At 62.1% G+C, this 16335-nt stretch carries 14 protein-coding genes; 13 read left to right on the top strand and 1 reads right to left on the bottom strand.

Annotated elements, in window-relative coordinates:
- Positions 1-64: 64 nt before the first annotated feature.
- The 12 genes from VJ604_RS07850 to topA all read left to right on the top strand — a co-directional run bounded on the left by VJ604_RS07850 (position 65) and on the right by topA (position 13879).
- Entirely contained in the window at positions 65-1471 is a 1407-nt protein-coding gene (locus VJ604_RS07850) for a sigma-54-dependent transcriptional regulator (protein WP_324081342.1), read from the top strand.
- Positions 1472-2001: 530 nt separating this feature from the next.
- The gene (locus VJ604_RS07845; RefSeq protein WP_324081341.1) at positions 2002-2736 is read left to right on the top strand and encodes an amino acid ABC transporter ATP-binding protein; all 735 of its coding nucleotides are present in this window, start codon (positions 2002-2004) and stop codon (positions 2734-2736) included.
- Between the two features lie 66 nt (positions 2737-2802).
- Positions 2803-2991: a hypothetical protein gene (locus tag VJ604_RS07840; protein ID WP_324081340.1), complete on the top strand. Its 189-nt coding sequence runs from the start codon at positions 2803-2805 to the stop codon at positions 2989-2991.
- Positions 2992-3096: 105 nt separating this feature from the next.
- Entirely contained in the window at positions 3097-3912 is an 816-nt protein-coding gene (locus VJ604_RS07835) for an ABC transporter substrate-binding protein (RefSeq protein ID WP_324081338.1), read from the top strand.
- A gap of 96 nt (positions 3913-4008) precedes the next feature.
- A complete protein-coding gene (locus VJ604_RS07830; protein ID WP_324081337.1) occupies positions 4009-4713 on the top strand; it encodes an amino acid ABC transporter permease in 705 nt (234 codons plus the stop codon).
- Positions 4714-4755: 42 nt separating this feature from the next.
- Positions 4756-5457, top strand: coding sequence for an amino acid ABC transporter permease (locus tag VJ604_RS07825; protein WP_324081336.1), 702 nt, complete (start codon positions 4756-4758; stop codon positions 5455-5457).
- 390 nt (positions 5458-5847) lie between these two features.
- Positions 5848-6135, top strand: a complete 288-nt coding sequence (locus tag VJ604_RS07820; protein WP_324081335.1) for a hypothetical protein — start codon at positions 5848-5850, stop codon at positions 6133-6135.
- 40 nt (positions 6136-6175) lie between these two features.
- Complete coding sequence (locus VJ604_RS07815) at positions 6176-6769, top strand: CAP domain-containing protein (RefSeq protein ID WP_324081334.1); 594 nt, start codon at positions 6176-6178, stop codon at positions 6767-6769.
- A gap of 224 nt (positions 6770-6993) precedes the next feature.
- Complete coding sequence (locus VJ604_RS07810; protein WP_324081333.1) at positions 6994-8583, top strand: AAA family ATPase; 1590 nt, start codon at positions 6994-6996, stop codon at positions 8581-8583.
- Between the two features lie 182 nt (positions 8584-8765).
- Positions 8766-9647: a hypothetical protein gene (locus VJ604_RS07805; RefSeq protein ID WP_324081332.1), complete on the top strand. Its 882-nt coding sequence runs from the start codon at positions 8766-8768 to the stop codon at positions 9645-9647.
- 147 nt (positions 9648-9794) lie between these two features.
- Positions 9795-11984, top strand: coding sequence for an SF1B family DNA helicase RecD2 (recD2, locus tag VJ604_RS07800; protein ID WP_324081331.1), 2190 nt, complete (start codon positions 9795-9797; stop codon positions 11982-11984).
- On the top strand, positions 11978-13879 hold the full coding sequence (gene topA, locus VJ604_RS07795; protein ID WP_324081329.1) for a type I DNA topoisomerase: 1902 nt from the start codon (positions 11978-11980) through the stop codon (positions 13877-13879). Before recD2 ends, topA begins: the two co-directional genes overlap by 7 nt.
- Positions 13880-13957: 78 nt before the next feature.
- Here the strand turns inward: topA and VJ604_RS07790 are convergent, their stop codons facing one another.
- Complete coding sequence (locus tag VJ604_RS07790; RefSeq protein ID WP_324081328.1) at positions 13958-15448, bottom strand: HAMP domain-containing methyl-accepting chemotaxis protein; 1491 nt, start codon at positions 15446-15448, stop codon at positions 13958-13960.
- A gap of 251 nt (positions 15449-15699) precedes the next feature.
- Between VJ604_RS07790 and VJ604_RS07785 the strand changes: the two genes are divergently transcribed.
- Positions 15700-16335, top strand: a 636-nt coding sequence (locus VJ604_RS07785; RefSeq protein ID WP_324081327.1) for an MCP four helix bundle domain-containing protein, incomplete at its 3' end; no start/stop codon positions are given.

Here is a 16335-nt window from a genome sequence, read left to right as displayed (position 1 = left end):
GGGGGTGGTGAGCAGAACGTGCTGCTGAGGTAAGAGGGGAGCGACTAGTGAAGGAGAAAGATCGATGACCGAAGCACTTTACCCCTCGTTCGGGGTTCTCCTGGTGGACGACGAGCCCCCGTGGCTGCGCAGCCTCGGCATGATGCTGGAAGGGGGCGGGATCAACAACCTCTCCCAGCTGAGCGACCCCCGCCAGGTGATGGAACTCCTCGCCGAGAAGGAGATCGGCGTACTGCTGCTCGATCTCACCATGCCGCACCTCTCCGGCGAGGAACTGCTGGCTGCCGTCTCGCAGGAGTTTCCCGAGATCACCGTGATCATCCTCTCCGGCCTGAACCAGCTGGAAACGGCGGTCAGGTGCATGAGGCAGGGGGCCTTCGATTATCTCGTGAAGACCGACGAGGAGGAGCGCATCCTCGATTCGGTGCGGCGAGCGATCCGCATGCAGGAGCTGCAGCGGGAAAACAAGGAGATGCGACGCCGCCTCTTGGACGACCGCCTGGAGTTCCCGGAAGCCTTCTCTTCCATCGTCACCGGCAACAAGGTGATGCGCTCCATCTTCAAGTACATCGAGGCGGTGGCCAGGAGCACCCAGCCCATCCTGATCACCGGGGAGAGCGGGGTAGGGAAGGAACTGGTGGCCCGGGCCGTCCACAGCTTGAGCCGGGGGAGCGGTCCCCTGGTGCCGGTCAACGTGGCCGGGCTCGAGGACAACGTCTTCACCGACACCCTTTTCGGGCATCGCAAGGGGGCCTTCACCGGGGCCGACGAGAACCGCAGCGGCATGGTGGAGCAGGCGGCCGAGGGGACCCTCTTCCTGGACGAGATCGGCGACCTCTCGCTCACCTGCCAGGTGAAGCTGTTGCGGCTGCTCCAGGAGGGTGAATACTACCCGCTGGGGAGCGACCTCCCCAAGCAGCTCAAGGCGCGCATCGTGGTGGCCACCCACGAAGACCTCTCCAAGCGGCGCGACGCCGGGGCCTTCCGCAAGGACCTCTATTACCGGCTGCGGGCCCACCACGTGCACATACCGCCTCTGCGCGAGCGCAAGGACGACATCCCGCTGCTGCTCGACCACTTCCTCGAGGAAAGCGCCGCCATCTTCAAGAAGAAGAAGCCGAGCTACCCCAAGGAACTGGTCACCTTGCTCACCAACTACAGCTTCCCCGGCAACCTGCGCGAGCTGAGGGCGATGGTCTTCGACGCCATGAGCGTGCATGATTCCCGCATGCTTTCCATGAGCAGCTTCCTCTCCGCCATGGAGGGAAAGGGGGAGACGGCCTCGGCGTCCGTTGGCGCAAGGGAGGAGAACCTCTTCCAGACGGTCGAGGAACTGCCGACCCTGAGCGCCGCGGTCGAACAGTTGGTGGCCGAGGCGATGCGGCGCGCCGACAACAACCAGACCATGGCCTCCCGGCTGCTCGGTATTTCCCAGCCGGCCCTCAGCAAGCGGCTGCAACGACGCGGATGACCCCATCCTCACCCCTCTTTTCTTCCTGAGCCGCCAAGCGTCGGGGGGCGTTGGATAGGGTGGAACCGCTCGTGCTGAGCCTGTCGAAGTACGAGCTCCAACTTTTCCCGACTCATGCAGCCGTACGAGTTTCACGCCCCTTCGACAGGCTCAGGACGAACGGCGGAAGCCGGTTAATTTGCCGTTGGATCTGTGCCTCAGGGGGTATAACTTTTGTCCTTTCCATGGCAAATGTTATACCCCCTCATTGTTGCCGTTTTTCACCCCCTTTCTCCTCACCCCGCTCTCGCCCTCGACAAAAGTTATACCCCTTCCCCCCGTCCTGGACGTCCCTCCCTCCAGCTAATACGCCCTGTTACAAGGCTGTTACCAGCTTGGCACTTTCATTGCTGTAAACGGCTGCTTTTCCGGTCCGCTCATGAAGATGTGCAGCCCCCGGCCGGGAGTGCCAATCGCGGAAGCATGAGGCCTCGCAGTCCCGCGCTTCGCGATGCGATTCATCAGGCAAGATACTGAATAAGGAGCAGCAAATGATCCAGTTTCACGGCGTGCACAAGTGGTTCAAGAAACTCCATGTCTTGAACGACATCAACCTCCACGTTACCCAAGGCGAGGTGGTGGTCGTTTGCGGTCCCTCCGGCTCCGGCAAATCCACCCTGATCCGGACCATAAACAAGCTGGAACCGATCAACGAAGGGCAGCTGACGGTGGACGGCCTGAACCTTCACTGCAAGAAGACCGACCTGAACAAGTTGCGCGCCGAAGTCGGCTTCGTCTTCCAGCAGTTCAATCTCTACCCGCACCTCTCGGTGCTGAACAACATCACCCTGGCCCCCACCAAGATCAGGAAGATCTCCAAGAAGGAGGCCCAGGAGCAGGCGATGCAGCTATTGGAGCGGGTCGGCCTCGCCGCCAAGCGCGACGCCTACCCGACCCAGCTTTCCGGCGGGCAGCAGCAGAGGGTGGCAATCGCCCGCGCCCTGGCCATGAAGCCGCGCATCATGCTGTTCGACGAGCCGACCTCGGCCCTGGACCCGGAGATGATCGGCGAGGTGCTGGCGGTCATGCAGGATTTGGCGAAGGACGGCATGACCATGATGGTGGTGACCCACGAGATGGGCTTCGCCCGCGAGGTCTCCGACCGCGTCATTTTCATGGACCACGGCACCATCCTGGAAGAAGCCAAGCCGGAGGAGTTCTTCCGCAACCCCGAGCACGACCGGGCCAAGCAGTTCCTCAAACAGTTGCTGTCGCCGATGCACTAAGACATTTAGAAAAACAGATGCAGTCGAGACCCTGTTGCAGGGTAATCGCTGCTCATAGGAGGCGTTATGCTGGATATTGAAAAGATGCACGAAGCGATACTGAAGGCCCATGACGGGACATTGCCCATCTCCTTTGTTTCGGACGAAGAGGGGAACGGGAGCTGGGTAGTGGAAGTGGAACCTAATCATAAACTGGTGCTGGGAACCTTGAGCCGTGACGCCGCCCGCGCCATGGAAGGCATGGTCTTTGCCTAGCACGGCGACCTTCTCAATTCCGCCCACGAGTTTGCAACTGCTGGTTGCCCGGCTAAACGCCAGCGGCCAAGGCTGTGAACATCATTAACTAAACGAGGAGATGTAATGAAGAGACTGGCTACTTTTGTGATCGGGTTGGCGCTGGTTGGTTTCATGGGGAAGGCGGCGCTGGCTGCTGATACCCTCGCCGAGGTGAAGAAGAAGGGTGTCCTGGTGGTCGGGGTGAAGGACTCGCTGCAGCCCTTCGGCTACGTGGACGAGAAGAGCCGCGAGATCGTCGGCTACGATGTCGATATCGCCAGGGCCATCGCCAAGAAGCTGGGGGCCAAGCTGGAACTGAAACCGGTGACCTCCGCTTCCCGCATGCCGCAGCTGATGGAAGGCAACATCGACATCATCGCCGCCACCATGACCAAGAACCCGGAGCGCGCCAAGCAGATCGGTTTCAGCCACACCTACTTCGCCACCGGCCAGAAGTTCATCGCCCGTAAAGGTGCGGTGAGAAGCGTGAACGACCTGGCCGGCAAGAAGATCGGCACCGCCAAAGGTTCCACCTCCGAGCAGAACGTGAAGAAGGCGATCCCGACCTCCACCGTGCTTTCCTTCGACGATTACCCGCAGGCCTTCCTCGCCCTGCAGCAGGGCAAGGTAGCCGCCGTCACCACCGACGAGGCCATTCTGGCCGGCATCCTCGCCAAGGCCCCCAACCGCGCCCAGTTCGAGATCCCCAACGTGCAGATCTCCGAGGAGCCCTACGGCCTCGGCATGCGCAAGGACGACGCCAGGTTCATTGCCTTCGTCGACAAGACCCTCCTCGAGATGGAAAAAAGCGGCGAAGCCAAGAAGATCTTCGACAAATGGTTTGGCCCCGGTACCGCCTTCCACATGACCAGGACCTTCAAGATCACCGCCGGCAAGTAACTTCTCCCCTGTTCGTACATCCAACTTAGTACCGGCTCCCCCTCCCCCTCCGGGGGAGGGAGCCTTACGTTTTTCGTTTCAGAATCAGAGGTTCACGTGCTTAAGTATCATTTCGACTGGTCGGTCATCACCACGGGAAAGTATTTCGAATGGCTGGTCCACGGGACCAAGGTGACCCTGGAGCTCTCCGCGGTCGGCATCGTATTCGCCTTCCTGCTGGGGCTGCTCATCGCGGTGCTCAAGATGAGCCATTTCCGCCCGCTGCGCTGGACCGCCTCGGTCTACCTGGAATTTTTCAGGAACACCCCGCTGCTGGTGCAGATATTTTTCTGGTACTTCGGTTCCTACAAGATCCTCCCCACCGTGGTGAACGACTGGCTGAACAGCACCAATTTCGAGTTCGCCGCTGCCGTCATCGCGCTCACCATCTATACCTCCGCCTTCATCGCCGAGGACATCCGCTCCGGCATCCTCTCCATACCGAAGGAGCAGATGGAGGCCGCCAGAAGCGCCGGGTTCTCCTACCTCAGGTCGATGCAGTACATCATCCTCCCCCAGGCGGTGCGCATCACCGTCCCTCCCCTGGTCAACCAGTTCCTGAACCTGGCCAAGAACTCGTCGCTGGCCATGACCATCGGCGTCATGGAGGTCACCTACCAGGCCCGCCAGGTGGAGAGCTACAGCTTCAAGGGCTTCGAGGCCTTCACCGCCGCCACCGTGGTCTACCTGACCCTGTCGGTGGTCATCACGGCGCTGATGGACGTGTACAACAAGCGGGTGCTCAACCCGCATCGGGCCTAGTTTCGGGGCGGATGAGCGGCAATTCAAGTATAGAGGACGCACATGGACGGCATGTTAGATTTCCACGTAATAGCTGACAACTTCACCTACTTCATGATCGGGCGCTTCCCCAACGGGCCGCTGGGGGGGCTGGGGCTCACCCTGTACCTGGCGGTGGTCTCCTGCATCCTCTCCTTCTTCGGGGGGCTGATCCTGGGGCTTTTGAGCCTTTCCCGGATCGCCGCTATCCGCTACCCGGTGAACCTGTTCATCAACACCGTGCGCGGCTTGCCGCTTTTGATGGTGATCTTCTGGATGTACTTCCTGCTGCCGGCCCTGATGGGCAAGACGGTGCCGGAGAGCCAGACGGTGATCATGGGGCTCACCCTGTTCACCTCCGCCTACATGTCCCAGATCGTCCGGGCGGGGATCGAGGGGGTTCCCAAGGGGCAGGTCGAGGCGGCCATCTCCACCGGCCTCAAGCACTGGCAGACTATGCTGTACATCGTGCTGCCGCAGGGGTTGCGCAACATGATCCCTTCCTTCGTGAACCAGTTCGTCTCGCTGATCAAGGACACTTCGCTTGCCTTCATCGTCGGCGTCTCCGAGCTGACCCATGTCGCCACCCAGGTCAACAACCGGACCATGTCCTACCCGACCGAGATCTTCATCTTCATCGCGGCAGTCTACTTCGTCCTCTGTTTCACCTTCACCTCCTTCTCCCGGTGGCTGGAAGGACGGCTGGCCTGGCGAAAAAGCATCTGACCATGTGGCTCCCTCCCGCAGATTCTCATCTTGCAGCCACGCCCTTGCTTCGACAATCCCCATCCTCACCCTGTCCCTCCCCTTGAAGGGGAGGGGACGTAGGGGCGCACATCTCAGCAACACCAGCTCCCCCGTGAAGGGTAGGGGACTTAGGGCGTGCATGTCAGCAGCAGCGAAACAGGTCCCCCCCTTGTTAAAGGGGGGACAGGGGGATTTGTAACGTATCCCGCACTCATTCCACTTCTTATGGACGCCGTTAACTGTCATAGATGGATGACAGTATTCGAGTTTATTAGTAAATACCCATCTATCGATTCTGTCAGCCACTTTCTGAACTGTGATATGCTGTAACGTGGATGTGTAAGATGATCTGTCATTGGAGGTCTTCCAGTGATCCCCGAAATCGTATCGATACGTTATCGGATACCGCTGACTGATGCGCAGGCAAAGAAACTGAGAAGGACCTGGCCAAACGGAGATCTCTTTTTCCCGTATGAGAAGATGGAGCGTCTGTTAGCACCGCTACAGGTGGAGGATCTCAACTGGCATCATTATTCCGGCCAGTATCTCTATTTCACAGTTTACGGGGATGACATGGAAGGGACACTGGCCGCCGCTCTCAAAGTATTCGAATCCCAATTGGGATCCCTCTCAGAGGGAAGTGGCGCGCAGAGGTGACCTGATGTTGATGAGGGGACTCAAAAGGACCATTTGTCTTTTGTTCCTGCTGCTGGCGACAGGCTCCAGCGGCGCTTCCTCGGACCGGTTTGCGCGTGACCTGCTCACCGAGACCAACCTCGCCCGCACCAATCCCCAGCGTTACGCCGGCTTCCTGCGCAGTCTCCGCCGCAACTTCTCCGGCAAGCTCTACCGGATTCCGGGATCTGCCAACATGGTGGTGACCAACGAGGGGGTGGCCGCGGTGGACGACGCCATAGCCTTTCTCGAGGAACAGCGCCCGATAGCTCCGCTTAAGTGGTCGCAGGGTCTTGCTGAAGCGGCGGCCGACCTGGTGCGGGAGCAGAGCCAGACCGGCGGGATCGGCCACTACGGGGACAGTGGCGACATGGAGAAAAGGATAGACCGGCATGGCAGCTGGAACCGGCGGATCGCGGAAAATATCGGTTACGGCCCAGACACCCCCCGCCTGATGGTCATGGAGCTGATCATCGATGACAAGGTTCCCGATCGTGGCCACCGCAAGAACATCTTCAATCGCAGCCTCTCCGTGGCCGGCGCCGCCTGCGGTCCTCATCCGCGCTACCGTAACATGTGCGTGATGGACTTCGCCGGAGGATTCAGCGAAAAATAGCCCTTCCCCCACGCCGCACCAGCCCTCACCCGCCCTTCGGCACCCTCTCCTCTGGAGGGGCGAGGGGAATACATCCCTTTCATCCTGTTCATCCCTGTTGATAATGCCTTTGACTGTGCCGTAATCCTTCCTTTAGCAAATTCTATTGACACTGCCGCAAAAAAATATAGATTACTGCCATAGTTCCACCTGATACTTCTCTCTCAAAGGACCATGGCGCACTCATGTACTGGCAAGATTTTGGATTCAACGAGCCGCCGTTCGCCCTTACTCCCAATCCCGCTTTTTTGTACTTGAGCACACCTCACCAGGAGGCGTTCGCCCACCTGCTGTTTGCTATCGAGAACCGGGTTGGCTTCATTGAACTCTCCGGTGAGGTCGGTACCGGCAAGACCACCTTGGTGCGCACCCTGTTGAACCACCTGGATGCCGCCACCCATCGCACTGCCCTGATCTTCAATCCCACCCTCTCGCCGCTTGGTTTTCTGAAGGAACTGAACGCCGAGCTCGGCATCTCCGCCCAGGGTGGGGAGATGCGTGATCTGCACCAGGCGCTGAACGGCTTTCTCCTGGAGGAGCATCGCGCCGGCCGCACCGTGGTGCTGGTGATTGACGAGGCGCAGAACCTTTCCGTGGAGGTGCTGGAGCATATCCGCCTCATCTCCAACCTGGAGACCGAGGCGGACAAGCTGATCCAGATCGTGCTGGTAGGGCAGCCCGAGCTGAACAACCTGTTGGGGCGGGAGGAGCTTCGCCAGCTTGACCAGCGCATCACCGTCCGCTATCACCTGAAACCGATGTCGTTCGAGGACTCCCGCGACTACATCCGGCACCGGATCAGGTTTGCCGCCAACGGCCGCGAGCCGCTGACCTTCTCGCCGGGTGCCCTGAAGAAGATCTTCGCCTATTCAAAAGGCCTCCCCCGTCTGATTAACGGCGTCTGCGACCGCGCGCTGTTGCTCGCCTATACCAGGGAGACCAAGCTGGTCTCACCGTCGATGGCCGCGCTTTCCATCGCCGATCTGCGCAGGGAATCGCCTTCCCGCCGCCCGGCTTCCCTCGCCTTTGCCGCATCGGTCGTGGTGGCCGTTTTGGCCGTGGCGGTTTTCTTCGTTTACCCCCACCGGGCGGTGGAGGCGAAGAAGCCGGCCCAGGCGACAGCGCAGGGGCCATTTTCGCGGGAGCTGGCCCTGCGCGAGCTGGCCACGCTGCCAGAACAGCAAAACCTCTACAGCTCCGTCAACGCCGTCCTCACAGCTTGGCAAAAGGAGCCGGTTCAACCGGTGCCGGGCGCCTCGGTGAGCGTCAGGTCGCTGGCCCGTAGCCGTGGCCTGGTGGCTACCAAGGTCACCGGCGACCTCGACGCGCTGGCTCGGCTGGACGCCCCGGCGCTGCTGCACCTCTCCGTGCCCGGCGCGGGGAGCAGATTGCTGGTGCTCTCTTCGATCGGCAAGGACGGGGTCGAAATTACTCCGGCGCTGGCGGGGCATACCAAGCTGACCCCTGCGGAGTTGTCCCAGCTTTGGAGCGGAGAAGCCATTCTACTGTGGAAGGACTTCCATCGTCTTTCCTCTCGGGAAAAGCGTGCCGAGAAGGCGGAAGGGACGAGGCTCCTGCAGGGACTGCTGAAGGAGGCCGGCTGCTATAGCGGACAGATCAGTGGCCTGAACGGGCCAGAGACAAAAGCGGCCATCGCCGAGTTCCAGCGCCGCGAGAAGATCAAGGTCGACGGCGAGGCCGGCGGAGTCACCCTCATGCTGCTCTACCGGCGTGCCGGCGGATTCTTCCCTCCGGGGATCAACGCACGCCGCTGACCCAGATAAGTTCACGCCATTCTGAATAGAAGGGACTTTGCCCATCGGTCACTACCACCTGCTCAGCCAACTTCTCCCTCTCCTTCAAGGCGAGGGTCGGGGTGAGGATGGGGAGAAGGGACGTTTCAGCGGAAGATCATTGCTGATCGCAAAAATTGATTAGCTGACTAAAGGCGGAATAGATGAGCCTGATACTCGATGCGTTGAGGAAGATGGAGCAGGACCGCAAAAACAGGCGCGGCGCCGGAGGCGACCTGCGGCCTGAGGTGCTCCGCTATCGCGGCGAGGTGACTTCCCAGTCCGGGAAGCCATACCTGTTGCCGGCGGCCGGTCTCATCCTGCTGCTAGGGGGGATAGCGGCCGGCTTCCTGATCAGGGGGCATGGCGACGGTGAATCCCTGGCGACCGGACGCGACACCGCAGCAGTCAATCAAATGGCCGCAGCCGGGCCGGCGGTACCTCCCGCTACCGTGGCTGCCGCCCCGGCCGCTCCCGGTTATCCGGCGCCTGCGGCGACTACCTCTGCGGTACAGCCTGCGGCAGCGGTGGCGGCCCCTCCGGCCGCTAGCGCTCAGCCCGCAGCCTTGGCTACCCCCGCGGTGACCGGCGCCCCAGCGGTAGAGCATCCTGCCCGCCAGCAGGCGCCTGATGCCGCCGCTCCTGCGCCCAGGTCGGAAAAGAGTTCCGTCAAACTTCCAGCGAACGCCGCTTCCCACCCCGAAGGTGCTCCTGCCGGCAGCGCGCAAGCGGCCAAGACCGGGAAAGGTCGAAAAGTAGTGGCGGCACGTGCTGCTGAGGGGTATGAGCCGCACGACAGGCAGGTGCGACACGTGAGCCAGGACGCGCAGCAACCGGTGCCGGTAGGTGCGCCTGATATCACCATCTCCGGTATCGCCTGGCAGGACGAGCGCAGCCTGCGGCGGGCAGTGCTGAACGGCAGCCTGGTGGGCGAGGGTGCCACCGTTTCCGGTGCCCGCGTGGTCGAGATCCAGGAGACCAGGGTGCGATTGTCCCGAAACGGCCGCCTCTTCGACCTCACCCTGGGGGGGAGCATCCCCAGGTAACACAACCCACTCTTCCCGCTCCCCCTCCCCCTGCGGGGGAGGGCCGGGGTGAGGGAAGCCTCGTTCTCTGTGGAAAGTTCCCTCACCCCCCGCCCTCTCCCGGAGGGAGAGGGGGCCTCCCAACCTTCGTCTTCTAACCGAACGCACATGATCGACCGCAAACCGCACGATCCTCCCGTTGAACGGCTGTCCGGCTCGGTGGAAAGGGTGACCTTCCACAGCGAGGAATCGGGCTTCTGCGTCTTGCGGGTGAAGGTCTCCGGGCAACGGGAGCTGGTGACGGTCACCGGCTCCGCCGCCTCGGTGACGCCAGGGGAGTACCTGGAGTGTACCGGCTCCTGGTACAACGATCGCGTTCACGGCATGCAGTTCAAGGCGCAGCATCTGAAGATGGTTCCTCCCAGCACGCTGGAGGGGATCGAGAAGTACCTGGGCTCCGGCATGGTGCGCGGCATCGGCCCCCATTTCGCGAAGGTGCTGGTGCAGGCTTTCCGCGCCGAGGTCTTCAACATCATCGAGCAAAGCCCCGAGCGGCTTTTGGAGCTCCCGGGCATCGGTCGCAAACGGATGGAGCGGGTGGCAGGCGCCTGGGTCGAGCAGAAGGCCATCCGGGAGATCATGGTGTTCCTGCAGTCCCACGGCCTGGGGACGGCGCGGGCCGTGCGCATCTACAAGAGCTACGGTAACGAGGCGATCTTCAAGGTCACCGAGAACCCCTACCGCCTGGCCCTCGACATCCACGGCATCGGTTTCAAGACCGCCGACGCCCTGGCCGCCAAGCTGGGCATCGAGCGAGACTCGCTGATGCGTGCGCAGGCGGGGGTGCGACACGTCCTCCAGGAACTCTCCGGAAGCGGCCACTGCGCCGCCACCAGGAGCGAGCTGGTCGGCAAGGCCGTCGAAATCCTGGAAATCCCCGACGCGGTGATCGAGCAGGCCATCGAAGCCGAGATCGCCGAGGAGAACCTGGTCCCCGACGAGATCGCCGGACACCCCTGCCTTTTCCTGGCGCCTCTCTACCGCGCCGAGATCGGCGTCGCCTCAAGCCTCTCCCGTCTGTCGGCCGGGAGCCTCCCCTGGCCGGAGATCGTGGCGGAGAAGGCGATCCCCTGGGTGGAAAGCCATACCGGGGTCACCCTTTCCGCCTCCCAGCGCGATGCCGTCCGGCTGGCGCTGGACAGCAAGGTGGTGGTGATCACCGGCGGCCCCGGGGTGGGGAAGACCACCCTGGTCAACAGCATCCTCGCCATCATCCGCGCCCGCCAAATCCGGGTCACCCTCTGCGCCCCCACCGGCAGGGCGGCCAAGCGGCTCTCCGAGTCGACCGGGCTGGAGGCCAAGACCATCCACCGCCTGCTGGAATTCGACCCGCAGAGCATGGGCTTCAAGCGCACGCGGGAGCACCCCATCGATACCGATCTGGTGGTGATGGACGAAGCCTCCATGGTCGACGTGGTGCTGATGAACAAGCTGCTCGCCGCGATCCCCGACCGGGCCGCGCTGGTCATGGTCGGCGACGTCGACCAGCTTCCTTCGGTGGGACCTGGCTGCGTCCTCTCCGACCTGATCGAATCGGGTGCCATCCCCACCGTCAGGCTGGTGGAGATCTTCCGGCAGGCCGCCAGTTCCCGCATCATCGTCAACGCCCACCGCATCAACCGTGGCGAGCTACCCATGAAGGATGAGAGCAAGGAACTGGTGGACTTCTATTTCATCCCCACCGCCACCCCCGAGGAGATCCACGACAAGCTCCTGCAGGTGATCACGGAGCGCATCCCCAAGCGGTTCGGCTTCCATCCGGTGCGTGACATCCAGGTGCTCACCCCCATGAACCGTGGAGGGCTGGGGACCCGCTCGCTCAACGAGGAGCTGCAGAAAGTGTTGAACGGCGCCTCCGAGCCGAAGGTGAGCCGCTTCGGCACCAGTTTTTCACCGGGAGACAAGGTGATTCAGACCGTGAACAACTACGACAAGGAGGTCTTCAACGGGGACATCGGGACCATCGTGAGGGTCGACCTGGAGGAGGGGACGCTGGGGGTGGAGTACGACGAGCGGATCGTGGAGTACGAGTTCGGCGAGCTGGACGAGGTGAGCCTCGCCTATGCGACCAGCATCCACAAGAGCCAGGGCTCCGAGTACACGGCGGTCGTGATCCCGCTCGCCATGCAGCACTACACCATGCTGGAGCGGAACCTGATCTATACCGCCGTCACCCGCGGCAAGAAACTGGTGGTGGTGATCGGCGAGGCCAAGGCCCTTGCCATGGCGGTCAAGAACCACAAGGCCCACAAGCGGCTGACCAAGCTCGCTGCGCGGATTACGAGGCCCACGTGCTGATCATCGTCGAGTCGCCCACCAAGGCCAAGAAAATCCAGTCGATCCTGAAGGCGAAGACCATGTCCACGGTCGGCCACTTCAAGGACCTCCCCGATGCCTCGATCGGCGTCGATCTCACCAGCTACCAGCCCACCTTCGTCTACCACGATAAGAAAAAGCATCTCCCGCGCGAGCTGCGCGAGGCGGCCAAGGGGGAGACGGTCATGCTGGCGGGCGACCCCGACCGCGAAGGGTACGCCATCAGCCGGCACATCTTCGAGGAGGTCGGCCCGGTCGCCAAGGAGTGCCTGCGCCTGGAGATCTTCGAGGTCACCGAGAAGGGGCTGCGCGATTCCCTCGCCAAGGCGGTCCCCTTCGAAAAGACCAACGCCGGCCTCTACCACGCCTTCCTCGGCCGCAGGATCGGCGACCGGCTGGTCGGTTACATCCTCTCCCCCATAGCGAGCCGCGCGCTGTCCGGCAAGTTCAGCGTGGGGCGGGTGCAGTCGCCGGCGGTGCGCCTGGTGGTCGACCGGGAACGGGAGATCAGGGCGTTCGTGCCGGCACCGTACTGGGTGCTCAGCATCCTGTTGGAAAAGGAGGGGACGACCTTCCTGGCCCGCCACATCCGCGGCAAGTTCGAAAAGCAGGCGGACGCCCTGGCCATCGTGGAGGCCATCAAGGCGGAGACGCATGCGCTGGCTTTAAAGGTGGAGAAGAAGGAGACCAGGCAGTCTCCCAAACCTCCCTTCACCACGGTGGACCTGCAGGCCGCGGCGGCCGCCCGGCTGAAATTGCCGCCCGAGCAGACCATGAAGCTCGCCCAGGCGCTCTTCGACCACGGCCTGATCACCTACCACCGCACCGACTCGGTCCGCATGGCCGATGACTTCATCGAAGAGATCCGCAGCTTCCTGTCCAACGCGCTCGGCCCCCACTACCTTCCCTCCAAGCCGCACCAGTACAAGTCCAAGAACTCCCAGGCGGACGCTCACGAGGGGATACGCCCGACCCACATGCATTCGCTGGCCGACATCCGCTCCCTGATCCAGCGCGAGGGGCTCACCCCCGAGCACGCGCGTCTGTACGATCTCATCTTCCGGCGGGCGGTGGCGAGCCAGATGGCGCAGGCGGTCTACGACGCCACCGTCATGCTGTTCGAGGTGGCGGGGGAGAAGTTCAGGGCCAACGGCAGGGTGCTCAAATTCGACGGCTTCCTGCGTGTGTACGGGGACGCCGAGGACGAGAAGGAGCGCAAGGAAGAGGACCCGATGCAGACGCTCCCCGAGGTGGCGCCGGGAGAGCTGGTCCCGAAGAAAGGGGAGACGCTGGACGAGAAGAAGACCAAGCCCCCCGGCCGCTTCACCTTCGGTTCCCTGGTGAAGGAGCTGGAGCGGCTGGAGATCGGCCGTCCCTCCACCTATGCTTCCATCACCAAGAACATCACCGACCGCGGCTACGTGAAGGAGGAGAAGGGGAAGGTGGTGCCGCTGCCGCCGGGCGAGACGCTGATCGACTACCTGCGGGACAAGCACGGCTGGGTGATCGATTACGAGCTGACCCGGCGGATGGAAGGCTTTCTCGACCTGATAGTGGAGAACAAGGAGACCTGGCAGCGCTTCTGCAAAGGGGTGCACGGCAAGATGGGGTACGCGCTGCCGCCGGAGAGGGGCGAGGGAACGGCGCCGACCGAAGGGCAGCTCCGTTACGCGAAGCTTCTGGCGGACAAGAGCGGCACGACCATTCCCGACTCGGCCCTGCAAAGCCGCGCCGAGATCTCGCGTTGGATCGACGCGGCCCTCGGCAAGGTCGGGGTAAAACCGGCCGCAGCGACGGTCGCTGGCCGCTCCGGGCCGAAGGGCGCAGGCAAGGCCGGGACAGGAAAGGGTGCCGGTCGGCCAAGACGCAAACCATAACCTTCCCCGGCAGGCTCCGGGCGAACCGTGCGCCGTTTGCCCTGAGCCTGCCGAGTGGCGATTACCTTGGGGTTCGCTCTAGTACTGCTCGAACCCCTCGTCCATTTCCAGGTTTATCGAGGCCGCCGGTCTGCCGGCGTGGGTGAGGTGTCTCGCCTGGCGCACGCTGTTTGTTGCCGGGGCGAGCGCTCCTTTCCTGGCCGCTTCCGGCTCGCTTTTTTTGCCGGTGTTCAGCAGCGCGATCGATTCCTGCAACTGTTCCGCCTGGCTGGAGAGTTCCTCTGCGGTGCTCGACATCTCTTCGGCCGCCGAGGCATTTTGCTGGATGACCTGGTCGAGTTGCTGAATGGCCTTGTTGATCTGCTCGGCGCCGGTGTCCTGTTCCCTGCAGGACGCCGTGATTTCCTGCACCAGTTCCGCCGTCTTCTTGATGTTGGGGAGCATGTTGCCCAACATTATCCCCGCCTTGTCGGCGATTTCCACGCTGGTTGCGGAAAGCTCCGAAATCTCGCCGGCCGCCTTCTGGGAGCGTTCGGCGAGCTTCCTTACCTCGCTTGCCACCACTGCGAAACCCTTGCCGTGCTCCCCTGCCCGCGCCGCTTCGATGGCTGCGTTCAGCGCCAGCAGGTTGGTCTGCCTGGCTATCTCCTCGATGATCCCTATCTTGCTGGCGATCTCCTTCATGGCTTTTACCGTCTGGGTCACCGCCTCGCCACTCTCCTGCGCGTCGGCGGCCGACTGGATCGCTATCCTCTCCGTCTGCATGGCGTTGTCGGCATTTTGCCGGATGTTGGAGGTCATCTGTTCCATGGAGGAAGAGGCCTCTTCGGCGGCAGCGGCCTGCTCGGTCGCCCCCTGCGACATCTCCTCGGAACTGGCGGACATCTGCTGGCTGCCGGCCGCCACGTTATTGGCGGCGCTCATCACCTCCAGCACCACGGTGCGGATGGAGCGTACGATGAAGAAGGCGACCGTTGACAAGGTGGCGATGATCAGCAGCGCCGCCGTCAGGGCGATAATCAGGCCGCTTCTCTTTACCGAGACGGCGTCCTTGCTCCCCTTGTCGGAGAGCTGGACGTTGTAGCTTATGTGCTGGTCTATGGCATCGGCGGCCTTGCTGCGGACTGCCGCGTTGCTTAGGAAGAGGTCACGGGCTTCCGCGCTCTTGCCGGCGCGGGAAAGGGCCAGCACCCTGTCGCTCAGTGCCTCCAAGCCGGAGTTTGCGGCATTGTCCTCGGCGAACATCTGCTTGTCCTTGTCATCGGCAAGGGTGGCCTCGTACTCCTTCAGCGCCTTTCTCAGATCCGCACGTGCCTGCTGTATCGATTTTTCGGTTTCCGCCTGCTTTGACGGTTCAGTAGTCAGGATGTGGGTGAAGATCAGGTTTATCTCCCTTTTTGTCGCATCCGCAGCGTGGTCCAGCGCCACGATGCCCGGCACGCTGTTGATGTTGCCGAAGTTGGCGGCGTCGTAGACCCTTTCCATCTGAAAAACATTTACCCCCTCCAGACCGATGAGCCCCAGTACCGCCACCATCAGCAACAACAACAGACGTTTCGAAATAGACATCCCCATTCCTCCCTTCATTTCCCTGGCTTTGGCAGCAGCGCCCTTGGGACGAGCCGCTTTTCCGCACCTATCGGCTGCTTGCCGGAAACGATGAGTAAAAGTTTTCGCAGGGAACCGGCGGGACTTTTTATCCGCTTCGCCGGCGGTTCAGTTCGATACCCGCTAAACAGATTCCGTCTCCTGCCGATAATCAATGAGCGTCCGGGTGCAGGGCCGGCCGGACCAATTTTTCACGAACAAAGGGGAAAAGGATGAAGAAAAACGATCTGAACCGGCGGCTCAAGTTTTCTTTCGGAGTCGTCTTCGCCATGTTGTTGCTGGTGGGGGGGACGGGGTACTGGGGCATCCACACGCTATCGGCGGTTTCCACCCGGGCCTTGCAGGTGGAGGCTAAAATCGCCGAGAACTCCGCGCGCCTTCGCGCCGACGTGCTCGGCCTTCGACGCTTCGAAAAGGACATCTTCATCAACATCGATTCGAAGGAGAAGGTGGCCGAGTACGCCACGAAATGGAAGGACCAGTTGTCGCACGCCCAGGCGCGCATCGCCGACCTGGAAAGGATCACCGTGAGCCAGCAGGACAAGGAGGTCGTCAAGGTGATGAAGGGGAACCTTGAGGCCTACAACGCCGGCTTCAACAAGGTCTTCGCCTCTGTGCAATCGAATGCCATCACCACTACCCAGCAGGGAAACCAGGCAATCAACCAATACAAGAATGAAATTCACGGCCTGGAAAAGGTAGCGCAGGATTTCGCCGCGGGGGGTGTCAACCGGATGGCTGAAGAAGGGAGAACTCTGCAGGGGTCAGCGGTGAAGGTGACGGTTGCCATGCTCTGCCTCATCCTCAGCTCGGTGGTGATCCTGGCCGTGGCCGTGTTCTCCCTCAAA

Source organism: Geomonas sp. (assembly GCF_035254065.1).
Classification (GTDB): Bacteria; Desulfobacterota; Desulfuromonadia; order Geobacterales; family Geobacteraceae; genus Geomonas.
This window is presented reverse-complemented; position numbering and strand designations above follow the sequence as displayed.